This window comes from Pseudomonas sp. Z1-29, assembly GCF_051131995.1.
Lineage (GTDB): Bacteria > Pseudomonadota > Gammaproteobacteria > Pseudomonadales > Pseudomonadaceae > Aquipseudomonas.
On record NZ_CP071645.1, the window covers coordinates 739,508 to 762,232 of the forward strand.

A 22,725-nucleotide genomic window follows, 5' to 3' on the forward strand; every position below is an offset into this window, starting at 1 on the left:
GGCGGCGGGGAAGAAGTGAACCCGTGGCGAGGGAGCTTGCTCCCGCTGGGGCGCGCAGCGTCCCTGTTTTTTTGGGGCACTGCTGCGCAACCCAGCGGGGATAAATCCCCTCACCACAAGGGCGTGCATTGACCTTTCTGGCGAACTTGCCGGCTGATTCTTGATCAGTTCCTTACTTGTCCCGTGTAAAGGAGCCCCGCGTTTTGTCTCGATTGAGCACCGTATTGCTGTTGGTCCTGCTGACGCTGACCGGCACCAGCGCCTACGGGACCGCTGCTGTCCCTGGCGCCTCCAATCCCAGTGAGGCCCCGGCCGAGCCCGAACCGCTGGTGCAGGGCGGTTTGCTGGGCGCGATCAGTTCGAGCATCGATGACGTCCAGGACAAGCTCGACCTCAACCAGAGCCTGGTGGACGCCTGGCGCCTGCGGGCGGACCGGGCGGCGGACGAGGTCGATCGCCTGGTGGACCAGACGTCCCGTTCCACATGGCGCGTGGCGGGGGATTTCCTGCTGCTCTCGGGCGTATGGCTGGGGACGTTTGCGCTGATATGGACCGCCGCGCGATTGCTGGTGCGCCGCTTGCGCCGGCGTCGCTGGCTACGCACCCGCCAGCGGGTGCTGGACGTGCTCGGCTATGTGCTGCCCTACACCTTGCCTGCCGTGGCCTGCCTGCCGCTGACCCTCTACGTCAGCCACTTCCTGCAAGTCTCGGTTGGTCGCGCCCTGGCGCTGTGTTTCGCCTACGCCACCAGCAGCGGTATTTTTTCCACGTCGGTGCTGCTTTGCGTGATCGTGATGTTCAACGCCGGGCACAAACGGCGAGCGGTGGCGATGCTTCGTCGTTTCACCCCACGGCCGTTGTTCCTGATCGGCTTCCTGGCCGCCCTCAGCGATGCACTGACCAGCCCGCAGATCGCTCGGCAACTGGGCGGCAATATCACCAGCAGCGTTGCGGTGTTCACCGGGCTGTCGGCGTCGATGATCTTTGGCTGGCTGGTGATCCATATGCGCCGGCCGGTGGCCCACCTGATCCGCAACCGACCGTTGGCCCAGCGCTTGAAACAGCCGGCGTTGCAGGAGTCCTTGCGGATTTTTTCCGGTCTCTGGTACTGGCCGATCCTGCTGATGGTGCTGGTGTCGGCGGTGAGCCTGATCGGCGTCGGCGAAGACAACCAGAAAGCCCTGCGTTGCGCCCTGTTCACCACCATCCTGTTGATCGCGATGGTGTTCCTCAGCACCATATTCCAACACGTCTTCAAGTCGCCCAAGGCCGAAGCCATCCAGCGTAACAGCGCCTACAAGGGACGACTGTTGAGCTTGCTGCACGCCTTGGTGCGCATCGTCATGGCGGTGGCGTTCATTGAAATCCTCGGGCGGATCTGGGGGATTTCCCTGTTCGAATTCGCTTCGCGCAACGCCGTGGGCCGGGCGATCAGTGACTCCTTGAGCCGCATCGGCCTGATCTTCCTGATGACCTGGCTGACCTGGGTGGTGCTCGACACGGCGATCCAGGAGGCTCTCAAGCCGCCGCTCAACAAGCGCGGCGCCCGCCAACCCAGCACGCGAGTCAAGACCATCCTGCCGCTGCTGCGCAACGCCGCCAAGATCATCCTGGTGGTGATCTGCGCGATCACCACCATGGCCAACCTGGGCATCAACGTCGCGCCGTTGCTGGCCGGTGCCGGGGTGGTGGGGCTGGCGATCGGTTTCGGTTCGCAGCAACTGGTACAGGACGTGATCACCGGGTTGTTCATCATCATTGAAGACACGCTGTCCATCGGTGACTGGGTGGTACTCAGCTCGGGCCACGCAGGCACTGTCGAAGGCCTGACCATCCGCACCCTGCGTCTGCGCGACGGCAAGGGGTTTGTGCATTCGGTGCCGTTTGGGCAGATCAAGGCCGTGACCAACCAGTCCCGGCAATTCGCCTTTGCGTTTTTCTCGGTGCAGTTCACCTACGACACCGATGTGGACCGTGCCATTGAATTGATCCGCGAGGCTGGCGATTCGATTTCCGAAGACCCGTTCCTCAAGTTCAACCTGCAAGGGCCGCTGGATGTGTTCGGCGTGGACAAGATGGACCTCAACGGGCTGGTGCTCACCGCCCAGTTCCGCACTGTGTCGGGTGGGCAGTATGCGGTGAGCCGGGCGTTCAACCAGCGGCTCAAGAAGCTTGTGGATAACGAGCCGTCGGTGCATTTTGCGCAGACTTATCCACAGCAGGTGGTGATGCCGAAGCGGTTGGATGCACCAGCGGAGCATTCAGAGCCATCGTCGCAGCCTCCATCGAAGCCGTCCGACCAGCCTGCGCAATAACCCGTGGCGAGGGAGCTTGCTCCCGCTCGGCTGCGCAGCAGTCGTCGCTTTTTCAGACGATCGATGAGCCGGGGGCTGTTGCACAGCCCAGCGGGAGCAAGCTCCCTCGCCACGGGCCTTGTGTGTCTGGCTAACGGCGTTGAATCAACTGGGTGCGAATCTCAGCCATCCCTTGAGCATCCAGCTCCACCCAGAACTGCGGCTTGCCGGCAATCAGCGCCGCCACCGGCAACCCATCGCGATATACCAGTCGATTACTCGCCAGCGCCGGCACTTTCGCTCCCGGCAGCAAGGTCCCGGCGAGGTTCAGCGGATCCACCCCACACACCGCGATCAGGCTGCCATCGCTGGGACGGCGCCGCGTTTCGCGCAGCAGGGGAATGGCTTCGGGCAAGGCAAATTGCTCGCCGGCCAGCCCGCTGACAAACCGCCCGCCGCGAATCTCGCCGCGTGCCTCCAGGCGATGGAAAGTGCGCAGTAACTCGCGCCAGCTCGGTAGCCAATCGGCCTCGCGCTCCAGCAGACGCCAGAACACCACGCCGTAACGGCGCAGCAGGGTCATGGCGATGTGTTCCAAGGTCTCGGGCGCAGTCGGCGCCGGGCGGTTACCCGGTTGCGCAGCAGGCGAACTGCGGCGCAACAAGGCCCAGCGCCCGGCGTCGTCCATGCCGCCGACAAACGCTCCACGCCCGCGCCGGCTGCTGCGGGCCTGGCGCTTGCTGGCGGGAGTGATCAAGGCTCGCAGCCCGGCGAAGCTGTCGGCGTTCACCAGCCCGGCGCCCACCAGTTCCTGCAAGGCGCTTTCCAGTTCGCTGCGCAGCAGATGGGCTTCGTGCAGCAACTCATCGAAAAACAATGCGCCGTGCTCGCTGAGGGCCTGGTGGACTTTTTGCGTCCTCGGCGACAACTCGTCGAGCGGCGTCTGCTCGGCCAGGCTGCTCCAGAGCCCGACCTGGCGGCGCGGCAGCAAGACGATCGGCGTGCTGCGCAAGGCGCTGGCGGACAGCTTCTGGCGGGCGCTCAGGCGCGTCCAGACAAACTTGCCGCTGCGACACAGTTCGTCGAGCCAGCTCGCTGAATAATCCTTGATCCGCGCCGGAAACAGGTCGCTGTCCCAGGCCGAGGCGGCCGCCGGATAACCTTCGAACTGGCTGACGATCGATGGCAATACGGCGTTGCCCCGGCCTTGGGCGGATGGCGACAGGTGCTGCCAGTCGAAGAGGAATCGCATGAAATCCTGCAGCGTCACCGGCTCGATTTCCCGGCGCAGGCGCTTGACGGTGTAGCGGTGGATCCGCGCCAGCAGGTGCCGCTCGCACCATTCTTCCTGCCCGGTGCCCGGCGTAAACCGACCGCGCAGCACATACCCTTGTTGCTCCAGTTGGGCCAGGGCCTGGGTCGCTTGCGCGGGTGACAACCCCAGCGGATAGGCGATCGCCGTCAGCGGCTGCGGGCCGAAGGCGCTGAGTCGCGCCCGCAGCACCTCGACCACGGCGTCGTCGCTGTCCCACTGCTCATCAAACCCCGGCAGTGGCGTCAGCGGCGGCTGCCATCGGGCCTGTGGATAAATTGCTTGCAGGCACGTCAGCCGTTCCAGCGGTACCCACAAACCACGCTCCTCGCTGATCCGCACATGGCTGGCGCGACCGCGCTCGGCCAGGGTCCGCAAGCCCTCCAGCCACGACGGCTCGGCGTCGGCTTCGCTGTCGGCGATGCACGCCAGGCTCATCAGCGCTTCATGGATTTCATCGATATTGCTCGGCGTCGGCCAGGCCTCTTCCCGCACCGCCTGAATGGCTTCGGCGTCCAGCGCGCCGAGGTCATCGGTGGATTGCGGATCGCTCCAGCGGCGATTGATCACCGCTTGGGTGCGGCGTTCTTCCAGGGGCGCGTCGTCGAGAAAGGTGTAGGGCCGGGCACTGAGAATTTCCGCCGCCAGGGGCGAGGGCGCCGGCAGGTCGCGGCTGACCAGGCGGATCTCGCCCGCTTCCATGCGTCGCAACAGGGCCAGCCAGCCTTCGCTGTCCATGGCTTCGTGCAGGCAATCGTCGAGAGTCTGTTCCACCAGCGGATGGTCGGGAATCTCTCGCTCGCCGGCGAGATTTTCCAGGCACGCGATCTGGTCGGGAAAAACGCTGGCGATCAGGTCTTCGCTCTTCATGCGCTGGATCTGCGGCGCGACCTTGCGCCCACCGGCGTAACGCGGCAACGCCAGGGCCACGCCGGCGTTCCAGCGCCAGCGCACCCCGAACAACGGCGCATCCAGCACCGCCTGGATCAGGATCTGTTCGGCGCTGTGGCTGTTGAGGTAACGCCAGACCTCGTCCAGCTCGAAGCTGTGGCTGGTGGATAACGAGAGCACGATGGCGTCTTCGCTGGCGGCGGCCTGCAATTCGAAATTGAAGGTACGGCAGAAACGCTTGCGCAGGGCCAGGCCCCAGGCGCGGTTGATGCGGCTGCCGAACGGCGTGTGGATGATCAGTTGCGTACCGCCGGATTCGTCGAAAAAGCGCTCCATCAGCAGCGTGTCCTGGGACGGCAGGGCGCCGAAGGCCAGGCGCGCCGGGGCGAGGTAATCGAGCAGTTGCTCGGCGCTGGCGAGGTTCAGTTGCAGGGTCCCGGTCAGCCAGTCGAGGGCCGGTTGCAGATTGCCCGGTGTGGCGCCGAGCAATTCATCCAGGTGGGCTTGCAGGCGGGCCACGGCCTGGGACAACTCGGCGCTGCGCCCCGGGGCTTCGCCGAGCCAGAACGGGATGGTCGGCGGTTGACCCTGGGCGTCCTCGACCCGCACGCGGCCACTTTCGACGCGGATGATCCGGTACGAGGTATTGCCCAACTGGAACACGTCGCCGGCAATGCTCTCGACCGCGAAATCTTCGTTGACGCTGCCGATGTTCAGGCCCTGGGGTTCGAGCAGCACGCTGTAGTCGGCATTGTCCGGAATCGTGCCGCCGCTGGTCACGGCGGTGAGCTTGCTGCCTCGGCGCCCGCGCAAGGTCCGACTGACCGCGTCGCGATGCAGGTACGCGCTGCGCACACCCTCGCGGCCATTGACGCCCTCGGCGAGCATCTGCAACAGCGCCTGGTAGTGATTTTCGTCGAGTTCGGCGTAGGGCGAGGCACGGCGGAACATCTCCAGCAGCGCCTGTTCGTGCCATTCCTGGCAACTGACCTCGGCGACGATCTGCTGCGCCAGCACATCCAGCGGCGCCTCGGGGATGTGCAGGATGTCCAGCTCGCCACGGCGCACGCAGTCGAGCAGGGCGACGCACTCGATCAGGTCGTCGCGAGTGGTGGCGAACAGACGCCCCTTTGGCGTGCCGCCGACCTGGTGGCCGGAGCGTCCGACCCTTTGCAGGAACGCCGAGATCGAACGGGGCGAGGCGATCTGGCAGACCAGGTCGACATCGCCGATGTCGATGCCCAGCTCCAGGGACGCGGTGGCGATCAATACCTGCAGTTCGCCGCGCTTGAGGCGTTGTTCGGCGTCGAGGCGAAATTCCTTGGCCAGGCTGCCGTGATGGGCCGCCACCGCCTCCTTGCCCAGGCGCTCGCTCAAATGCCGGCTCAGGCGCTCGGCCAGGCGCCGGGTGTTGACGAACACCAGCGTGGTCCGGTGTTGCCGGGCCAGTTCGGCGAGCCGGTTGTAGACCAGTTCCCAGACATCGTTGGCCATCACCGCCGAAAGCGGCACGGGCGGCACTTCGATGTCCAGGTCCCGTGGGCGGGCGTGGCCGATGTCGACGATTTCACAGGTGCGTCCCTGGCCGACGAGAAAGCGCGACACCGCTTCGATGGGTTTTTGCGTGGCGGACAGTCCGATGCGCACCAGCGGTTCGGCGCACAGCGCTTGCAGTCGCTCCAGGCTCAAGGCCAGGTGGCTGCCGCGTTTGCTCGCGGCGATGGCGTGGATTTCATCAATGATCACCGTGCGCGTGCTGGCGAGCATCTGCCGGCCGGAATCGGAACCGAGCAGCACGTAGAGCGATTCGGGCGTGGTCACCAGGATGTGCGGCGCGGTCTTGCGCATCGCCGTGCGATCTTTTTGCGGTGTGTCGCCGGTGCGCACCGCCGTGGTGATGGGCAACGGCGGCAAGCCCATTCGTTGCAACTGCTCGGTGATGCCGGCCAGGGGATTTTGCAGATTGATGCGGATATCGTTGCTCAACGCCTTGAGCGGCGAGACGTAGACCACCAGGGTCTGGTCCGGCAGACCGCCTTGCTCCAGGCCGCGATGCACCAGGTCATCGAGCACCGCGAGAAACGCCGTCAAGGTCTTGCCCGAGCCGGTGGGCGCCGCGACCAGCACCGAACGCCGTTGGCTGATCAACGGCCACGCCCGGGCCTGGGCGGCGGTGACCGCCGGGAATGTCTGGCTGAACCAGGCGCGAACGGCGGGGTGAAAGCCTGCCATGGCGTGGTCGGCTGGAAGGGGCAGATTCATGAGGGGCAGTTTAGGCGGGTGGGGTGGGTAGGATGCAAGTACCGTCCGGGATCTCTATTGCCTGTTCAGGCCCCATCGCGAGCAAGCTCGCTCCCACAGGGGATCTCGACTGTGCATGCAATCATGTGGGAGCGAGCTTGCTCGCGATGGCGGCCTCAAGGCCTGCGCAAAGCCACGATCTGCACATTACGGATGACGGTTGCGCACTAAACCCGCAAAATGCAACGATTCCGACCACGCCCACGGGCGTTGTCGACCAAAAATCTTGTGCCAACAGACTGGGCCTGCTGACTTTATGCGAATGCGCCTTATGTTACTGGGCGGCGGAAATGCCCTTGGGCAGGCGCTGATTCGCCTCGGTGCAGAAGAAGACATCGGTTTTCTTGCCCCCCGCCCGCCCGAAGATGGCTGGGATGCCGCGAGCCTGACGCAGTTGCTCGACGACACCCGGCCGGACGCCTTGATCAACCTGGCGTACTACTTCGACTGGTTCCAGGCCGAGACCGTCAGCGAGCAGCGCCTGGCGAGCCAGGAGCGGGCGGTCGAGCGCCTGGCCGAACTGTGCCAGCATCACAACATCGTCCTGGTGCAACCCTCGAGTTACCGTGTATTCGACGGCTCGCGCGCCACCGCCTACAGCGAAAAAGACGAGCCGGTGCCCCTGGGCTTGCGTGGCCAGGCACTGTGGCGCATCGAGCAAAGCGTGCGCGCCACCTGTCCGCAGCATGTGCTGCTGCGTTTTGGCTGGCTGTTGGACGACAGCGCCGATGGCATCCTCGGACGGTTCCTGGCCCGGGCCGAGCAGCCCGAAGAGCTGCTGCTGGCCGACGACCGCCGGGGTAATCCGACACCGGTCGACGATGCGGCGCGGGTAATCATTTCGGTGCTCAAACAACTCGATTGCGCGGCGCCGCTGTGGGGCACGTACCATTACGCCGGACACGAGGCGACGACGCCGCTGGCGCTGGGCCAGGCAATTCTTACCGAAGCCCGCGCCCTGCACCCGCTGGCCATCGAGTCACCCACGCCCCAGGCCCACGCCGCGCGGCCGGACGCCGCCGAAGAACCGCAGCACGCGGTACTGGCCTGCAAGAAAATTCTGCACACTTTCGGGATCAAGCCACGCGCCTGGCGCGCCGCACTCCCGGGCTTACTGGATAGGTTTTATCGCCATGGCTAAAGGCCCTGTTTTAATCACCGGCGGCGCCGGTTTCATCGGTTCGCACTTGACCGACGCGTTGCTCGCCAACGGCCATTCGGTGCGCATTCTCGATGACTTGTCCACCGGCAAGCGCAGCAACCTGCCGCTGGACAACCCGGCAGTCGAACTGATCGAAGGCGACGTCGCCGATGCGGCGCTGGTCGCCCGGGCCATGGCCGGGTGCAGCGCGGTGGCGCACCTGGCGGCGGTGGCCTCGGTGCAAGCCTCGGTGGACGACCCGGTACGTACCCACCAGAGCAATTTCATCGGCACCCTGAATGTCTGCGAGGCCATGCGCCAGGCGGGCGTGAAACGGGTGCTGTTCGCTTCCAGCGCCGCGGTCTATGGCAACAATGGTGAAGGCCAGTCCATCGACGAAGACACCTCCAAGGCGCCGCTAACGCCTTACGCCTCGGACAAACTGGCGAGCGAGTTCTACCTCGACTTCTACCGGCGCCAGCACGATCTCGAACCGGTGATGTTCCGCTTCTTCAACATCTACGGTCCACGCCAGGATCCGTCCTCGCCGTACTCGGGGGTCATCAGCATTTTCAGCGAGCGGGCCCAGAAAGGCTTGCCGATCAGCGTGTTCGGCGACGGCGAGCAGACCCGGGATTTCGTCTACGTGGAAGACCTGGTACAGGTGCTGGTGCAGGCCATCGAGAAGCCTGAAGTGCAAGCGGGCGCGGTGAATGTCGGCTGGAACCAGGCCACCACGCTCAAGCAGATGCTCCAGGCCCTGGCCGACGTGGTCGGGGATTTGCCCGCGATCAGCTACGGCCCGGCGCGCTCCGGCGACATTCGCCATTCGCGGGCTGATAACCGGCGGTTGCTGGAGCGTTTCGACTTGCCGGCGCAAACGCCGATGAGCGTGGGCCTGGCGCGGTTGCTCGGGCGCTGAGTTTCACCAGCCAAAAAACTGTGGGAGCGAGCTTGCTCGCGATAGCGGTGGGTCAGTCAACATTATTGCCGACTGATCCACCGTCATCGCGAGCAAGCTCGCTCCCACAGGGGCTTTCGTTCCTTCAGGTTCGGCTCAGAACTTGTAACCCAACCCCACCATGTAGACGAACGGATCCACATCCACGTCAACCTTGGCCCGAGTTCCGCCGGCCACCGCGTTGTTGTCGACATAGGCGGTGGTGTCGATGTCGATGTAGCGGACCTGGCCGTTGATCATGATGTTGTCCGTCAGCATGTAGTCGGCGCCGACTTGCCACGCCATGCCCCAGCTGTTGCTCGCCCGGAAGTTGCTGAAACCGTTGGCGCTGGCGTCGCTGCCGACGTGTTCGTCATAGATCCAGGTGTAGTTGATGCCGGCGCCGACGTAAGGCTGGAAGGCCGACTTGGCGTCGAGTGGGTAGTAGACCAGGCTCAGGGTCGGCGGCAAGTGCTTGAGTGTGCCGAGCTTGCCATTGGCGGCGCCGAGGGCGGTGCCTTTGATTTTCACGTCGTGCTCGAATGGCGAGGCCGCCAGCAGCTCGATCCCCCAATTGTCGGTGAGCATGTAGGCGAAGTTCAGGCCCAACTGAGTGTCGCTGCTCATGGTCGCCTTGCCGCCCAGGTCGGCACCGGCCAGCGGGCCACGGTCGACCTTGACGCTGGAACTGTCGGCATCCGGATTGACGGTGATGGCGCCGGCGCGAACGATGATATCGCCGGCGGTATGGGCCTGGGCGAGTGGTGCCGCGAGCGCGAGGGCGACGAGGGAAGCGCTGAGCAGAGACTTTTGCATGGGGGCTCCGGAGAACATTCAAAAAGGATGTCCCATGTTACGAAGCCGTCTGGAGCGGTCTTTTGACTCAGCTCAATGAAAGTGTGATGAGTGGGTCTTGAGGCTTCGCGAGCAGGCTCGCTCCCACAGTGGATCGGTTGTGAACACGAATCTTGTGTCCGACGCAGAACCCGGTGGGAGCGAGCCTGCTCGCGAATGCTATTTCACTGGAAACCATCGGCTACCAGATTCACTCCGGCAGCTCATACACGTAAATCTTCTGCGCCTCCATCTGATACCCGGCATCGGCCAGTTCACTGGTGGATGGCTTGACCTGCATCGGCCCTTCCACCCAGTACGGTTGATAAAGCTCGTCGAGCTTGACCCCGACTTCGCTTTTCACATGCACGATCTGGTTCGACGGCGGAGGCGGCACGTGGATGCAGGCGCCGAAATACGGCACCAGCAGGAAGTCGGTCGTGCGGCCTTCCTCACTGACTTCCAGTGGCACGATATAACCCGGCAAGCGAATCTGCTGGCCGTCCAGGGCCTTGACCACCGGGGCGTTGGGCATGTCCTGCCGGGCCGCCGGCGCGGATTCGGCGGCCAGGGCGTCGCTCATTTTCGACAGGTCATGCAGGGGCGTCATGTTCGGCACTTCCGGCGGCGCGTCCGGCGGGATCATTTCCGACCAGGCCAGGTCTCTCGGCTCGGCCGCCCACAATGGCAGGCTGACCAGCATCAACAGCGCAAGCAGGGCGCGGGGCATTTTCAACGTCCTCATAAACGGATCGACAGGCCATCGGCCAGCGATTGGCGATAGGCGCGCCAGGCCGGCACGCTGCCCATCAGCAAGGCGGCGACCAGAATGCCAGCCAGCAGCGTCCATTCATACTCGCTCGGCCAGCCCAGCGGCAGATACAGGCCGTAGGCCGACTGCACGTAACCCTGGGCGACGGCGATGCCGATGTACAGCAAGGCCAGCCCGGCGGTGACTCCAGCCAAGGCCAGCGCAAAGGCTTCGAGCACCAGCAGCGTCGCGATGTGCCACGGCCGCGCGCCCACCGAGCGCAGGATCGCCATTTCCCGGCGGCGCTCGTTGAGGCTGGTGAGGATAGCCGTGAGCATGCCGATCAAGCCGGTCAGCACCACGAACAGTGAAATCACGAACAAGGCCTTTTCCGCCGTGCCCATCAGGCTCCACAACTCTTGCAGCGCCACACCGGGCAGGATCGCCAGCAGCGGCTCGCCACGGAATTCGTTGATTTCCCGTTGCAGCGCAAACGTGGAAATCTTGCTGTTGAGGCCAAGCATGAACGCGGTAATGGCCTTGGGCGTAAGGTCCATGTTGCGGGCCTGGTCGGCGCTGATACGGCCGTTGCCCTGGGCCGGTACGCCATTTTTCCAGTCGACATGGATCGCCTCCATGCCGCCCAGGCTGATGTGCAGCGTACGGTCCACCGGCGTGCCGGTGCGCTTGAGAATCCCGACCACGGTGAACGGTTTGTCGTCATGCTTGACCAGGCTGATGGCCGCCACGCCGTGGGCCAACACCAGCTTTTCCCCGAGTTTGTAATGCAGCGCCTCGGCCACTTCCGCGCCGAGCACCACTTCGAACGGATCGCTGGCGAATGCCCGGCCGTCCGCCAGTTCCAGATGTTGCCGGCGGCCGTACTGGTAATGCTCGAAGTAGGCCACGGTGGTGCCCATCACCCGATAACCGCGATGGGAATCGCCAAGGGACATGGGAATCGCCCATTTCACTTTCGGATTGCTGGCGAACTGCTCGAAGCTGTCCCAGCGAATGTTATTGGTGGCGTTGCCGATGCGAAACACCGAGTACAGAAGCAGGTTCACCGAACCGGAGCGAGCGCCGACGATCAGGTCGGTGCCGCTGATGGTGCTGGCGAAACTGGCCCGCGCCTCGGTACGCACGCGTTCCACGGCCAGCAGCAGGCAGACGGAAAGGGCAATGGCAAAAGCGGTGAGGATCGCCGTGAAGCGGCGGTTCGCCAGGCTGGCCATGGCTAGACGGAACAAATACATCTCAGACCTCGAGTGGCGTGGCGGCGCGATTGAGATCGGCCAGCGAGAGGTGGCGATCGAACAGCGGCGCCAGGCTCTGGTCGTGGCTGACAAACAGCAGGCTCGAACCGGCTTCGCGGCATTCGGCGAAGAGCAGCCGCAGGAAGTTTTCCCGGGCGTCGTAATCCAGCGCCGAGGTCGGCTCGTCGGCAATCACCAGTTCCGGTTGGCCGATCAGTGCGCGGGCGGCGGCGACCCGTTGTTGCTGGCCGATGGACAATGAGTCGGCGCGGCGATCCAGCAGGCTCGAATCGCTCAGCCCGAGATGAGCCAGCAGCGTGGCGGCGGCTTGATCGACGCTGCCATGGCGTTGCTTCGCCCGTTGCGCGCGTAATGTCGAGAAATGGCAGGGCAGCTCGACGTTTTCGCGCACCGAGAGAAATGGCAGCAGGTTGAACTGCTGGAAAATGTAGCCGGTATGGTCCACGCGAAAGCGGTCGCGGCGGCCGGCGCCCAGTTCGCTGAGTTCCTGACCGAGCAGGCGGATGCTGCCGCGATCCGGTGTCTGCACACCGCCCAGCAGCCCCAGCAACGTGGTCTTGCCGCTGCCGCTGGGGCCCTTGAGAAACAGAGTTTCACCGGCCTCCAGGCGAAACGCCGGGATATCCAGCAAGAGCGGATGCCCGGGCCAGCTGAAGCCCAGGTCGGACAGTTCGATGAGTGCTTGGGTCATGTCGCCGATTTTTCAGGTTAACGGAATTCCTGTGGGAGCGAGCCTGCTCGCGAATGCGGTGAGTCAGCCAACATCGTCGTTGAATGTACTGGCGCATTCGCGAGCAGGCTCGCTCCCACATCGGGATTTTGCGGTGGATCAGAATTTCAGTGCAGGGGCCTTTGCCGTCACTTCAACGCCTTGCTGACCGCTCGGGCCGATCAGTTGTACCTGAATTTTCTGGGTGGCCGGGAAGGTTTTGAACAGGGTCGCCAGGTCCAGGTTCTTCAAGGCGCCCGGAGCGGCGCAGGTGAACTGGTAGTGGGCATGGATCTCGCTGTGCTCGTCGTGATGCTCGTCGCCGTCTTCGTCGTGGTCTTCATGGTCCGGCTCATCGCCGAAAAGCGGGCTCTCCAGCTCCTGATGGGCCACGGTGCACTTGGCCGCGGCCGGCAGGTTGAACAGCGCCAGGGGTTTATCCAGCTGCGCCCGCACGGCGGCGACCTTGGCCTTGTCGGCATCGCTGGTGGCGGCGTGTTCGAAGCCGACCAGGTTCATCGCCGGGCTCTCCAGCTCCAGTTCCAGGGTCTGGCCGTCCAGCGCGGCGTTCAGCCGAGCGACGCCGTGTTCATGGGCGCCGAGGCTGCCGTGCTCATGGTCATGGTCGTGATCATGCTCGACGGCCGCGTGAGCGACAGCCAACGGCAGCAGGGCGAACGGCAAAGCGAGAAGCAGACGACGCATGACGAGTCTCCGGAAAGGTTATGTAATCTTATAACGAAAGTGCGCAGAGTTTGACCGTCTGCTTGGCGTCGCGCAAGGCCCATGGGAGCATGCGTAGATGAAATCTTCAGGAGCACGGTGATGTTGCGGATACGCGGAACCGTCGGCGAGTGGCCGGTGGACTTGACGATCGAGATGGATGAAGGCGACTGGGCGCAGCTCGGCGCGCAGCTGCAGGTGGCCAAGTCCGAGGTTGCGACGACACCGTCGGCCAGGCCGGCGAGTCAGGACGATGCCCAATGGCAGATCGCCAAGGAGCTGCTGCGCAAGGCCGGGCAATTGACCGGCCCGGACTTGCTGGAGCAGCTGGAAGGCCTGACCGGCAGCGCTTCGTCCGGCAAGCGGCTGTTGGTGCGTCTGCGCCACAGCGCCGAGGTCAAGGTGTTGAGCGGCGGGGATACGCCGCTCTACAGCTGGGTCGGTCAGTAAAGCGCGGCGAACAGCTTGCGGCGATAGGTCGTCACCAGCGGGTGGTCATTGCCCAGCAGCTCGAACACTTGGAGCAAGGTCTTGTGTGGCAGGCCTTCGCTGTAGCTGCGATTGCGGATGAACAGCTTGAGCAGCGCATCGAGGGCGGGTTCGTACTGCTGGCGCGCCAGTTGCTGGATCGCCAGTTGATACGCCGCTTCATCATCCTGTGGGTCTTTCGCCAGGCGCGCCTTCAGGTCGGCGGCGTCCGGCAGGTCCTTGGCCAGGCCGAGGAACTGGATCTGCGCCTTGGCAGCGGCCAGTGCGGCCTTGTGCTCGTCACTTTTCACGGCATCCAGAACTGTCTGCGCTTCGTCCAGCTCGCCGCGCTCGGTCAGGCAGCGGGCATAGAGGATCAGCGCCTTGGCGTTGCTGTTGTCTTCCACCAGCAGTGCCTTGAGCAGGGCTTCGGCGTCGGCGAAACGACCGTCGTCGAACAGCGCCTGGGCTTGTTCCAGCGGATCGGCGGTGGCTGGCGGCGGCATCTGCACATGGGGTTCGAGCATTGCCCGCACCGCCGATTCCGGCTGGGCACCGGCAAAGCCGTCGACCGGCTGGCCGTCCTTGAACAACACAACGGTGGGCAGGCTGCGAATGCCGAAGCGGGCGACGATGTCCTGCTCGATGTCGCAGTTGACCTTGGCCAGCAGCAGTTCACCCTGGTAGCTCTCGGCGATGCCTTGCAGCATCGGCATCAGCGCCTTGCACGGCGCACACCACTCGGCCCAGAAATCCACCAGCACCGGTTTGTGGAAGGAGTTGGCGATTACCGACTGGTCGAAATCGGCAGTGGTGGCGTCGAAGATGTAGGGCGTGTCCTGGGTCATGGGAAGTCTCGTAGAACGCTTGAATGGGGCAACTATACGGCTTGGTGGGGGATGGCTGAAAGTCGGGACTTGCGGCGCCTGATGCACCGCTTTCGCGAGCAGGCTCGCTCCCACAGTGTTTTGTGGTGCCGGCAACTTCTGTTAACTGAACAAAATCCCTTGGGGAGCGAGCCTGCTCGCGAAGCTTTCAGTCGCGCCGCGCGTGGTACAGGCTCACATGCCGAAACTCCTCCGGCTCGGCCAGGTCCGGCAGAGTCATGGCTTCGAGCATTTCAATATGGCGATACAGCGGATGCTGGAAATCGCGCACCCGGGAGTCCGCCACCAGCGCCTCGCGGCCACGGCTGAGGAACTGGTCGAGCAACGGCAGGTTGGCCCGGTCATAAAGCACATCGGCGACCAGGATCAGGTCGAAGCGATCGGCTTCGGCGAAAAAGTCCGCTGAATAATTCAGTTCTACGCCGTTAAGCGCGGCGTTGGCCCGTGACGCGGCAAGCGCCAATGGATCCAGGTCGCAGGCCACCACTTCGCGCGCCCCGGCCTTGATCGCCGCGATACCCGCCACGCCGGAGCCGGCGCCGAAATCCAGTACCCGCTTGCCCTCGACCCACTGCGGGCGTTCGGCCAGGTAGCGGGCCAGCGCCAGGCCGCTGGCCCAGCAGAAACTCCAGTAGGGCGGTTCGTGGAGGATGCGGCGGGTTTCCTCCGGGCTGAAGGCGCGGTCCATGTTCTCGCCGTCGATCAGCCACAACGCCAGGTCGGTGCCGGGTAGCGCACAGGACACCAGGCGCGCATCGCCCAGCAGCTCGACCAAGGCATTTTGAAGGTGCTGCGGTGCCTTCATGGAGCTTTGACGAATTGCAGGACGCCCAGCGCCTGGGTGGTCGGTTGCGTGATGCGTTGTTCCGGCAGATGCAGGATCAGTTGGCCGGACTGGCTGGCGCGGCCGCGCAACTCGACACGGGCGCCGAGCGGGAACGCTTCCGGATTGAAGCGCAGGCGAAAGGGCAGCGCCTGGTTGGTGCCGATCAGGCTGGAGCTGGCGAGCAGTTGTTGCGGGCGGTCCTTGTCATCGATCACCAGTAGCGCCAGTTCGACTTCGGCGCCGGCCGGTACGCCTTGCAGGGTGCCGCTCAATTCGCGCTGATGGGCCGGCAGCGGGCCAAGCTCGGTGGCCTGCCGGGCCTTTTCCTGGGCCTGTTTCGGCGCTGGGGCCGGGGCGGGGGCAGCGGGCTTGGGGGCGTCGCTGCTGCACGCCATCAGCAGGCTGAAGAGACTGAGCAAAACGAGCGATCGTAGCGGCATGGGTGGCTCCAGCAAGGTGAATTCCGTGGGTCTTACAATAAGCCCGTCTGTATACCGTAAACCCTATGGCTTGTCTTGCCAGTGGGATGCGCTACCATGGCCCTCCCTTTTTTTGTTGCCTGCCACCATGCACTGTCCCTTCTGCGGTGCCAACGACACCAAAGTCATCGACTCGCGACTGGTCGCCGAGGGCGAACAGGTCCGCCGCCGCCGCGAATGCCTGGCCTGCGGCGAGCGTTTCACGACGTTCGAGACCGCTGAACTGGTGTTGCCGCGCCTGATCAAGACCGACGGCAGCCGCCAGCCGTTCGACGAAGAAAAACTGCGCGCCGGCATGCAGCGCGCCCTGGAAAAACGCCCGGTGAGCGTCGAGCGCCTGGAAGCGGCGCTGGTGCACATCAAGCACAAGCTGCGCGCGACGGGCGAGCGTGAGGTCAAGTCCCTCGTCGTCGGTGAGCTGGTCATGGCCGAGCTGCAAAAACTCGACGAAGTGGCCTATATCCGCTTCGCCTCGGTGTACCGGCGTTTCCAAGACCTCAACGAGTTCCGCGAGGAAATCGACCGCCTGGCCCGCGAACCGGTGAAAGAATGACCGGCGCGGCGCAGCAGGCCGTCCTCGACGCCCACTACATGGCCCGCGCCCTGGAACTGGCGCGGCGCGGTCACTACAGCACCCACCCCAACCCCCGGGTCGGTTGCGTTATCGTGCGCGACGGGGTGGTGGTCGGCGAAGGCTGGCACATCCGCGCCGGTGAACCCCATGCCGAAGTCCATGCCCTGCGCGCCGCCGCTGACAAAGCCCGGGGCGCGACGGCCTACGTGACCCTCGAACCTTGCAGCCACCATGGGCGCACGCCGCCCTGCGCCGATGCGCTGGTCAATGCCGGCGTGGCGCGGGTGGTCGCGGCAATGCAGGACCCCAATCCGGAAGTCGCCGGGCGCGGCCTGCAACGTCTCGCCCAGGCCGGCATCGCCACACAAAGCGGCGTGCTCGAAGGCGAAGCGCGCAAGCTTAACGAAGGGTTTCTCAAGCGCATGGAGCACGGCCTGCCGTTCGTGCGGGTCAAGCTTGCCATGAGCCTGGATGGCCGTACCGCCATGGAAAGCGGCGAGAGCCAATGGATCACCGGCCCCGCCGCTCGCTCGGCGGTGCAACGCCTGCGCGCCCAGGCCAGCGTGGTGCTGACCGGCGCCGATACGGTGCTGGCGGACAACGCCCGGCTGACCGTGCGTGCCGATGAGCTTGGGCTGGACGCCGAGCAGACCGCGTTGGCCATGAGCCGTCCGGCGCTGCGGGTGCTGGTGGACGGTCGTCTGCGGGTGCCGCTGGATGCGCCGTTCTTCAGAGCCGGCCCGGCGCTTGTCGCTACCTGCATGGCGGTTGAGGAACAGTACGCCAACGGCCCTGAATGCATGATCGTCGCCGGGGAAGATGGCCAGGTCGATCTGCATCGCCTGCTGCTGGAGCTGGCGGCCCGTGGCGTCAATGAAGTGCTGGTGGAAGCCGGCCCGCGCCTGGCGGGTGCTTTCGCCCGGCAGGGGTTGGTCGACGAATTCCAGATTTTCATCGCCGGCAAGTTCCTCGGATCCACGGCGCGGCCATTGCTCGATTGGCCGCTGGCGCAGATGAAAGACGCGCCGCAGCTTCAAATCACCGACATTCGCGCCGTGGGCGATGACTGGCGAGTCATCGCCGTCCCCGCTCCGCAGGCCAGCGTATAATTCCCGGCTTTCGCGCAAGCGACGGTCCGTTCTCGAGGAGGACTCCATGTTTACCGGCATCATCGAATCCATCGGCAGCATCCGTGCACTCACTCCCAAGGGCGGCGATGTGCGGGTCCACGTCGAAACCGGCAAGCTCGACCTGAGCGACGTCAAGCTGGGCGACAGCATCGCCGTGAACGGCGTCTGCCTGACCGCCGTGGAACTGCCTGGCAATGGTTTCCTGGCGGACGTCAGCCGGGAAACCCTCGACTGCACCGCGATGAACGACCTCAAGAGCGGCAGCCCGGTCAACCTGGAAAAAGCCCTGACCCCGACTACCCGCCTGGGCGGGCACCTGGTCAGCGGTCATGTGGATGGCGTCGGTGAAGTGGTGTCGCGCAGCGATAACGCCCGGGCCGTGGAGTTTCGTATCCGCGCTCCGAAAGAACTCGCCAAGTACATCGCCCACAAGGGCTCGATCACGGTCGACGGCACCAGCCTGACCGTCAACGCGGTGGATGGCGCCGAATTCCTGCTGACGATCATCCCGCACACGCTGAGCGAAACCATCATGGCCTCGTACCGGCCTGGTCGCCGGGTCAACCTTGAGGTCGACCTGCTGGCCCGTTACCTGGAGCGCCTGTTGCTGGGCGACAAGGCTGCCGAACCTGCGGCCGGTAACATCACTGAAAGCTTTCTGGCCGCCAACGGCTACCTCAAATCCTGACCCAAGGGGGTGCCGCGTGGCGCTCAATAGCATCGAAGAACTGGTTGAAGACATCCGCCAAGGCAAGATGGTCATCCTCATGGATGACGAAGACCGCGAGAACGAAGGCGACCTGATCATGGCCGCCGAATGCTGCAAGGCCGAACACATCAATTTCATGGCCAAGCACGCCCGTGGCCTGATCTGCATGCCGATGACCCGTGAGCGCTGCGAGCTGCTGAAGCTGCCGTTGATGGCGCCACGCAACGGTTCCGGGTTCGGCACCAAGTTCACCGTGTCCATCGAGGCCGCCGAGGGCGTGACCACCGGTATTTCCGCCGCGGACCGGGCGCGTACCGTGCAGGCCGCTGCGGCCGCCGACGCCAGGGCCGAAGACATCGTCAGCCCCGGTCACATCTTCCCGCTGATGGCCCAGGCCGGCGGCACCCTGGCCCGCGCCGGCCACACCGAAGCGGCGTGCGACCTCGCGCGTATGGCCGGTTTCGAGCCCGCCGGCGTCATCTGCGAAGTGATGAACGACGACGGCACCATGTCCCGTCGCGCCGAGCTTGAGGCTTTCGCTGCCGAGCACGACATCAAGATCGGCACCATTGCCGATCTGATCCACTACCGGATGATCCACGAGCGTACCGTTCAGCGGATTGCCGAGCAGCCGCTGGACAGCGAACTGGGCCAGTTCAACCTGGTGACCTACCGCGATTCGGTGGAAGGCGACGTGCACATGGCGCTGACCCTGGGAACCGTGTGCGCCGAAGAACCGACTCTGGTTCGCGTGCACAACATGGACCCACTGCGTGACCTGCTGATGGTCAAGCAGCCGGGCCGCTGGAGCCTGCGCGCGGCCATGGCCGCGGTAGCCGAGGCCGGCAGCGGCGTGGTGCTGTTGCTCGGGCACCCGCTCGATGGCGATGTGCTGCTGGCGCACATTCGCGAAACCACCGAACATCAACCGGTGAAAAAACCGACCACCTACAGCATCGTCGGGGCCGGTTCGCAGATCCTGCGCGACCTGGGCGTACGCAAAATGCGCCTGATGAGCGCACCGATGAAATTTAATGCGATATCCGGTTTCGATCTGGAAGTTGTAGAATACGTGCCCTCCGAATAATGGCCTGCGGATTCCGGCTTGTAGTTCAGGCTTGTCGGATCCACAAAAGCTGTGCAAGTGGGCAACAGGACGGAATCTGCGGCGCTGTATTCGAGACTAATATCACTGAGGAGCACGTATAGAACGTGCTCCGGCTCTTTAAGAGAACTGACGAATGACCCTGAAGACCATCGAAGGTACCTTCATCGCCCCCAAGGGCCGCTACGCGCTGGTAGTCGGCCGTTTCAACAGCTTTGTGGTTGAGAGCCTGGTCGACGGTGCGGTCGATGCCCTGGTTCGCCATGGCGTGAGCGAAGGCGACATCACCATTATCCGTGCCCCTGGCGCCTTCGAAATTCCGCTGGTTGCGCAGAAAGTCGCACAAAAAGGCGAATTTGCGGCGATCATCGCCCTCGGCGCGGTCATTCGTGGCGGTACTCCACACTTCGAATACGTGGCCGGCGAATGCACCAAGGGCCTGGCCCAGGTGTCCATGGAATTCGGCGTACCGGTTGCCTTCGGCGTGCTGACCGTTGATTCCATCGAACAAGCCATCGAACGTTCCGGCACCAAGGCCGGTAACAAAGGTGCCGAAGCTGCCCTGTCCGCCCTGGAAATGGTCAGCCTGCTGGCGCAGTTGGAGGCCAAGTGATTAGCGACGAAAGCGATCGTTTCAATCCGCGCGAGCCGAAACCGGCCGACGCCGGCAAGCCTTCGAAGAGCGTCAAGCGCCGCGAAGCCCGTCAGCTCGCGACCCAGGCCCTGTACCAATGGCACATGGCCAAGCAGTCGCTGAACGAGATCGAAGCGCAGTTTCGCGTCGATAACGACTTCAGCGATGTCGATGGCGCGTATTTCCGCGAGATCCTGCATGGCGTCCCGGCCCACAAGACCGAAATCGATACGGCCCTGGCACCTTGCCTGGACCTGACGATCGATGAACTGGACCCGGTTGAGCTGGCTGTGTTGCGCCTGTCCACCTGGGAACTGATGCAGCGCGTCGACGTACCGTACCGCGTGGTGATCAACGAAGGGATCGAGCTGGCGAAAGTCTTCGGTTCCACCGATGGCCACAAGTTCGTCAACGGCGTACTCGACAAGCTCGCCCCGCGTCTGCGTGAAGCCGAAGTGAAGGCGTTCAAGCGCTGATTGGCGCTTGTAGCGGCTATGGGCGAATTTGAGCTGATCCGTCACTACTTTGCCGCCGCTGCCTGTGCGCAAGGCGGCGAGGGCGTTGCGCTCGGAATCGGCGACGATTGCGCCCTGCTGGCCGTTCCTCCCGGAGAACAGCTCGCGGTATCCACCGACACGCTCGTGGCCGGTGTGCATTTTCCGGACCCTTGCGACCCGTTCCTGCTCGGCCAGCGCTCGCTGGCCGTGGCGGTCAGCGACCTGGCCGCCATGGGCGCCAGTCCTCTCGCCTTTACCCTCGCCCTGACCTTGCCGACGGTGGCCGCCGATTGGCTGCAGGCGTATGCCCGTGGCCTGAACCAGATGGCCCAGGCTTGTGGTGTAGCACTGGTGGGGGGCGATACCACCCGCGGGCCGTTGAGCCTGACCATGACCGTGTTCGGCCGCGTGCCGTGCGGCCAGGCGCTGACCCGCAGCGGCGCGCAACCCGGCGATCTGCTTTGCGTCGGTGGTGACCTGGGCAATGCGGCTGGCGCGTTGCCGCTGGTTCTCGGCGAGCGCAGTGCCGAGCCTGCTATCGCCGAGCCGCTGCTGGCTCACTACTGGTCGCCACAACCGCAGATCGGCCTTGGCCTGGCTCTACGGGGCAAGGCCAGCGCGGCAATGGACATTTCCGATGGGTTGTTGGCGGACTGCGGGCATATCGCGCTGGCATCCGGCGTGGCGTTACGGGTTGAACGGGACCGGTTGCCGTTGTCCAACGCTCTGTTGGCGTTTGGCCTGCCGCAGGCACAACATGCCGCCCTGAGTGGCGGCGACGACTATGTGTTGCTGTTCACCCTGCCGCCGGTCCGATTGTCGGCACTTCTCGCCGAAGGCTGGCCGATTCATGTGGTCGGCAGTGTCACGGCGGGGCAGGGCGTCATGCTGGTCGACAGCCTTGGACAGGACATCACCCCGCCAATCCGGGGCTATCAACATTTTCGGGAGACACCGTGACAGATCATCCCAACCAGGTTCCGGCAGAATTCGTTCCGCCCTCGGTCTGGCGCAATCCCTGGCATTTCATGGCGTTTGGCTTCGGTTCGGGCACGTTGCCCAAAGCGCCAGGCACATGGGGCTCGCTGGTTGCGCTACCCTTCATACCGTTGTGGCAGATGTTGCCGGATTGGGGCTACTGGCTGATGCTCGGCATCACCATGCTGTTCGGCTTCTGGCTGTGCGGCAAAGTGGCGGATGATTTGCGGGTGCACGACCATGAAGGCATCGTCTGGGACGAGATGGTCGGCATGTGGATTACCCTGTGGCTGGTACCGGAAGGCTGGTATTGGTTGTTGACGGGTTTCCTGGTGTTCCGCTTCTTCGATATCCTCAAGCCGTGGCCGATCCGCTGGATCGATCGGCATGTACACGGCGGGGTAGGCATCATGCTCGATGACGTATTGGCCGGCGTGTTCGCCTGGCTGGCAATGCAAGGGTTGGTGTGGTGTTTTACCTGAGGGAACCAGGCATGGGCGTAAGCCGCACACTGTTGCTGTTGTTGTGTCTCGGGGCGTTGCTCGGTGTTCGCGTGGCCGAGTCGGCGCCGTTGCCCGGCAAGATCCGCGCGGCCAGCGAGGAGTGGGCCGACTACACCCAGGCGGATGGCCAGGGCATGGCCTGGGATATCCTGCGCGAGGTGTTCGAACCCGAAGGCGTCAAGCTGGAAACCCGCAGCGTGCCTTACACCCGTTCGATCGGCCTGGTGCAGCGTGGCGAAGTCGACGTGCAGGTCGGTGCCTATCGCGACGAATCCGAGGGGGTGCTCTACCCCAATTGGCACTACGACGTCGATCACATCTATGCGTTGGGCCTGGCGTCAAAGCCCTCTCCCACGTTGGCCACGGTGGGTAATTACCGGCTGGTGTGGATGCGCGGGTACGAATACAACAACTACCTGCCGAACATCCGGCGCTTCAATGAAATCCACCGCTCCGTGGGGATCCTGCCGATGCTGGTCCACGACCGTGCCGATTTTTATATCGATGCGTTGATGGAAATCCAGGATGTACTCGCCAAGGCCGACGACCCCCAGCAGTTCAAGCTCTCTGCGCTGATCAACCTGCCGCTTTACCTGGGCTTTGCCGACACCGAAAACGGACGTGCCTTGCGTGCACTGTTCGACCGGCGCATGGACGTGCTGGTGAAAAGCGGCCAATTGAAGCCGATTTTCGAACGGTGGAAGCAGCCCTATCCCTTCGACGAGAGTGGCAAGCCACCAAAGCCGTGATCAAACTTTTCGA

The 22,725-nt window shown here is 64.2% G+C and carries 22 protein-coding genes; 13 read left to right on the forward strand and 9 right to left on the reverse strand.

The window, feature by feature from the left end; genetic code table 11:
- Positions 1-203: 203 nt before the first annotated feature.
- The gene (locus J3P84_RS03520) at positions 204-2,315 is read left to right on the forward strand and encodes a mechanosensitive ion channel family protein (protein ID WP_434627814.1); all 2,112 of its coding nucleotides are present in this window, start codon (positions 204-206) and stop codon (positions 2,313-2,315) included.
- 130 nt (positions 2,316-2,445) lie between these two features.
- Here the strand turns inward: J3P84_RS03520 and J3P84_RS03525 are convergent, their stop codons facing one another.
- Positions 2,446-6,759 (reverse strand): DEAD/DEAH box helicase, encoded by a 4,314-nt coding sequence (locus tag J3P84_RS03525; RefSeq protein WP_434627817.1) that lies wholly within the window; start codon positions 6,757-6,759, stop codon positions 2,446-2,448.
- 295 nt (positions 6,760-7,054) lie between these two features.
- On the opposite strand from J3P84_RS03525, the gene J3P84_RS03530 reads away from it, so the two are divergent.
- Positions 7,055-7,939: a sugar nucleotide-binding protein gene (locus J3P84_RS03530; RefSeq protein WP_434571510.1), complete on the forward strand. Its 885-nt coding sequence runs from the start codon at positions 7,055-7,057 to the stop codon at positions 7,937-7,939.
- Positions 7,932-8,861, forward strand: a complete 930-nt coding sequence (locus J3P84_RS03535; RefSeq protein ID WP_434627821.1) for an NAD-dependent epimerase/dehydratase family protein — start codon at positions 7,932-7,934, stop codon at positions 8,859-8,861. The genes J3P84_RS03530 and J3P84_RS03535 overlap by 8 nt, the downstream gene beginning before the upstream one ends.
- Before the next feature lie 135 nt (positions 8,862-8,996).
- Here J3P84_RS03535 and J3P84_RS03540 read toward each other — a convergent pair whose 3' ends face one another.
- The 5 genes from J3P84_RS03540 to J3P84_RS03560 form a co-directional block, all read right to left on the reverse strand.
- Positions 8,997-9,695 (reverse strand): OmpW/AlkL family protein, encoded by a 699-nt coding sequence (locus tag J3P84_RS03540; RefSeq protein ID WP_434571514.1) that lies wholly within the window; start codon positions 9,693-9,695, stop codon positions 8,997-8,999.
- Between the two features lie 229 nt (positions 9,696-9,924).
- A complete protein-coding gene (locus tag J3P84_RS03545) occupies positions 9,925-10,443 on the reverse strand; it encodes a DUF3299 domain-containing protein (protein WP_434571515.1) in 519 nt (172 codons plus the stop codon).
- Between the two features lie 11 nt (positions 10,444-10,454).
- Positions 10,455-11,720 (reverse strand): ABC transporter permease, encoded by a 1,266-nt coding sequence (locus tag J3P84_RS03550; protein WP_434627825.1) that lies wholly within the window; start codon positions 11,718-11,720, stop codon positions 10,455-10,457.
- 1 nt (position 11,721) lies between these two features.
- Positions 11,722-12,432, reverse strand: a complete 711-nt coding sequence (locus J3P84_RS03555) for an ABC transporter ATP-binding protein (RefSeq protein ID WP_434571519.1) — start codon at positions 12,430-12,432, stop codon at positions 11,722-11,724.
- 138 nt (positions 12,433-12,570) lie between these two features.
- Positions 12,571-13,155 (reverse strand): DUF2796 domain-containing protein, encoded by a 585-nt coding sequence (locus tag J3P84_RS03560; protein ID WP_434627829.1) that lies wholly within the window; start codon positions 13,153-13,155, stop codon positions 12,571-12,573.
- Between the two features lie 120 nt (positions 13,156-13,275).
- Between J3P84_RS03560 and J3P84_RS03565 the strand changes: the two genes are divergently transcribed.
- Entirely contained in the window at positions 13,276-13,623 is a 348-nt protein-coding gene (locus J3P84_RS03565; RefSeq protein WP_434627832.1) for a hypothetical protein, read from the forward strand.
- Here J3P84_RS03565 and trxA read toward each other — a convergent pair.
- From trxA to J3P84_RS03580, 3 genes are all read right to left on the reverse strand, one after another.
- Positions 13,617-14,489 carry a thioredoxin gene (gene trxA / locus J3P84_RS03570; RefSeq protein ID WP_434627835.1) on the reverse strand — a complete coding sequence of 291 codons (873 nt, stop codon included), beginning with the start codon at positions 14,487-14,489 and terminating at the stop codon, positions 13,617-13,619. The two genes, J3P84_RS03565 and trxA, sit on opposite strands and share 7 nt — an antisense overlap.
- A gap of 187 nt (positions 14,490-14,676) precedes the next feature.
- Positions 14,677-15,333, reverse strand: coding sequence for a class I SAM-dependent methyltransferase (locus tag J3P84_RS03575; protein ID WP_434627838.1), 657 nt, complete (start codon positions 15,331-15,333; stop codon positions 14,677-14,679).
- On the reverse strand, positions 15,330-15,794 hold the full coding sequence (locus tag J3P84_RS03580; protein ID WP_434627841.1) for a YbaY family lipoprotein: 465 nt from the start codon (positions 15,792-15,794) through the stop codon (positions 15,330-15,332). The genes J3P84_RS03575 and J3P84_RS03580 overlap by 4 nt, the downstream gene beginning before the upstream one ends.
- Before the next feature lie 127 nt (positions 15,795-15,921).
- On the opposite strand from J3P84_RS03580, the gene nrdR reads away from it, so the two are divergent.
- The 9 genes from nrdR (at position 15,922) to J3P84_RS03625 (ending at position 22,712) form a co-directional block, all read left to right on the forward strand.
- Entirely contained in the window at positions 15,922-16,386 is a 465-nt protein-coding gene (gene nrdR, locus J3P84_RS03585) for a transcriptional regulator NrdR (protein ID WP_013694316.1), read from the forward strand.
- A complete protein-coding gene (gene ribD, locus J3P84_RS03590) occupies positions 16,383-17,516 on the forward strand; it encodes a bifunctional diaminohydroxyphosphoribosylaminopyrimidine deaminase/5-amino-6-(5-phosphoribosylamino)uracil reductase RibD (protein WP_434627844.1) in 1,134 nt (377 codons plus the stop codon). Before nrdR ends, ribD begins: the two co-directional genes overlap by 4 nt.
- Positions 17,517-17,562: 46 nt before the next feature.
- A complete protein-coding gene (locus tag J3P84_RS03595) occupies positions 17,563-18,225 on the forward strand; it encodes a riboflavin synthase (protein WP_123343996.1) in 663 nt (220 codons plus the stop codon).
- 16 nt (positions 18,226-18,241) lie between these two features.
- Complete coding sequence (ribBA, locus tag J3P84_RS03600) at positions 18,242-19,333, forward strand: bifunctional 3,4-dihydroxy-2-butanone-4-phosphate synthase/GTP cyclohydrolase II (RefSeq protein ID WP_305498480.1); 1,092 nt, start codon at positions 18,242-18,244, stop codon at positions 19,331-19,333.
- 154 nt (positions 19,334-19,487) lie between these two features.
- Positions 19,488-19,964 (forward strand): 6,7-dimethyl-8-ribityllumazine synthase, encoded by a 477-nt coding sequence (ribH, locus tag J3P84_RS03605; RefSeq protein WP_039594266.1) that lies wholly within the window; start codon positions 19,488-19,490, stop codon positions 19,962-19,964.
- Positions 19,961-20,461, forward strand: a complete 501-nt coding sequence (gene nusB, locus J3P84_RS03610; protein WP_305498485.1) for a transcription antitermination factor NusB — start codon at positions 19,961-19,963, stop codon at positions 20,459-20,461. Before ribH ends, nusB begins: the two co-directional genes overlap by 4 nt.
- Before the next feature lie 18 nt (positions 20,462-20,479).
- Entirely contained in the window at positions 20,480-21,442 is a 963-nt protein-coding gene (thiL, locus tag J3P84_RS03615) for a thiamine-phosphate kinase (protein ID WP_434627849.1), read from the forward strand.
- Positions 21,439-21,942, forward strand: coding sequence for a phosphatidylglycerophosphatase A family protein (locus tag J3P84_RS03620; RefSeq protein WP_030140455.1), 504 nt, complete (start codon positions 21,439-21,441; stop codon positions 21,940-21,942). The genes thiL and J3P84_RS03620 overlap by 4 nt, the downstream gene beginning before the upstream one ends.
- An 11-nt stretch (positions 21,943-21,953) precedes the next feature.
- Positions 21,954-22,712 carry a substrate-binding periplasmic protein gene (locus J3P84_RS03625; RefSeq protein ID WP_434601967.1) on the forward strand — a complete coding sequence of 253 codons (759 nt, stop codon included), beginning with the start codon at positions 21,954-21,956 and terminating at the stop codon, positions 22,710-22,712.
- The last annotated feature ends 13 nt before the right edge of the window (positions 22,713-22,725 follow it).

Bases quoted from the DNA above. Each gene is read 5' to 3' on its own strand.
- J3P84_RS03525 (WP_434627817.1), bottom strand. From the start codon at position 6,759: ATGAATCTGCCCCTTCCAGCCGACCACGCCATGGCAGGCTTTCACCCC.
- J3P84_RS03530 (WP_434571510.1), top strand. From the start codon at position 7,055: ATGCGAATGCGCCTTATGTTACTGGGCGGCGGAAATGCCCTTGGGCAG.
- J3P84_RS03535 (WP_434627821.1), top strand. From the start codon at position 7,932: ATGGCTAAAGGCCCTGTTTTAATCACCGGCGGCGCCGGTTTCATCGGT.
- J3P84_RS03540 (WP_434571514.1), bottom strand. From the start codon at position 9,695: ATGCAAAAGTCTCTGCTCAGCGCTTCCCTCGTCGCCCTCGCGCTCGCG.
- J3P84_RS03545 (WP_434571515.1), bottom strand. From the start codon at position 10,443: ATGCCCCGCGCCCTGCTTGCGCTGTTGATGCTGGTCAGCCTGCCATTG.
- J3P84_RS03550 (WP_434627825.1), bottom strand. From the start codon at position 11,720: ATGTATTTGTTCCGTCTAGCCATGGCCAGCCTGGCGAACCGCCGCTTC.
- J3P84_RS03555 (WP_434571519.1), bottom strand. From the start codon at position 12,432: ATGACCCAAGCACTCATCGAACTGTCCGACCTGGGCTTCAGCTGGCCC.
- J3P84_RS03560 (WP_434627829.1), bottom strand. From the start codon at position 13,155: ATGCGTCGTCTGCTTCTCGCTTTGCCGTTCGCCCTGCTGCCGTTGGCT.
- J3P84_RS03565 (WP_434627832.1), top strand. From the start codon at position 13,276: ATGTTGCGGATACGCGGAACCGTCGGCGAGTGGCCGGTGGACTTGACG.
- trxA (WP_434627835.1), bottom strand. From the start codon at position 14,489: ATGACCCAGGACACGCCCTACATCTTCGACGCCACCACTGCCGATTTC.
- J3P84_RS03575 (WP_434627838.1), bottom strand. From the start codon at position 15,333: ATGAAGGCACCGCAGCACCTTCAAAATGCCTTGGTCGAGCTGCTGGGC.
- J3P84_RS03580 (WP_434627841.1), bottom strand. From the start codon at position 15,794: ATGCCGCTACGATCGCTCGTTTTGCTCAGTCTCTTCAGCCTGCTGATG.
- nrdR (WP_013694316.1), top strand. From the start codon at position 15,922: ATGCACTGTCCCTTCTGCGGTGCCAACGACACCAAAGTCATCGACTCG.
- ribD (WP_434627844.1), top strand. From the start codon at position 16,383: ATGACCGGCGCGGCGCAGCAGGCCGTCCTCGACGCCCACTACATGGCC.
- J3P84_RS03595 (WP_123343996.1), top strand. From the start codon at position 17,563: ATGTTTACCGGCATCATCGAATCCATCGGCAGCATCCGTGCACTCACT.
- ribH (WP_039594266.1), top strand. From the start codon at position 19,488: ATGACCCTGAAGACCATCGAAGGTACCTTCATCGCCCCCAAGGGCCGC.
- thiL (WP_434627849.1), top strand. From the start codon at position 20,480: ATGGGCGAATTTGAGCTGATCCGTCACTACTTTGCCGCCGCTGCCTGT.
- J3P84_RS03625 (WP_434601967.1), top strand. From the start codon at position 21,954: ATGGGCGTAAGCCGCACACTGTTGCTGTTGTTGTGTCTCGGGGCGTTG.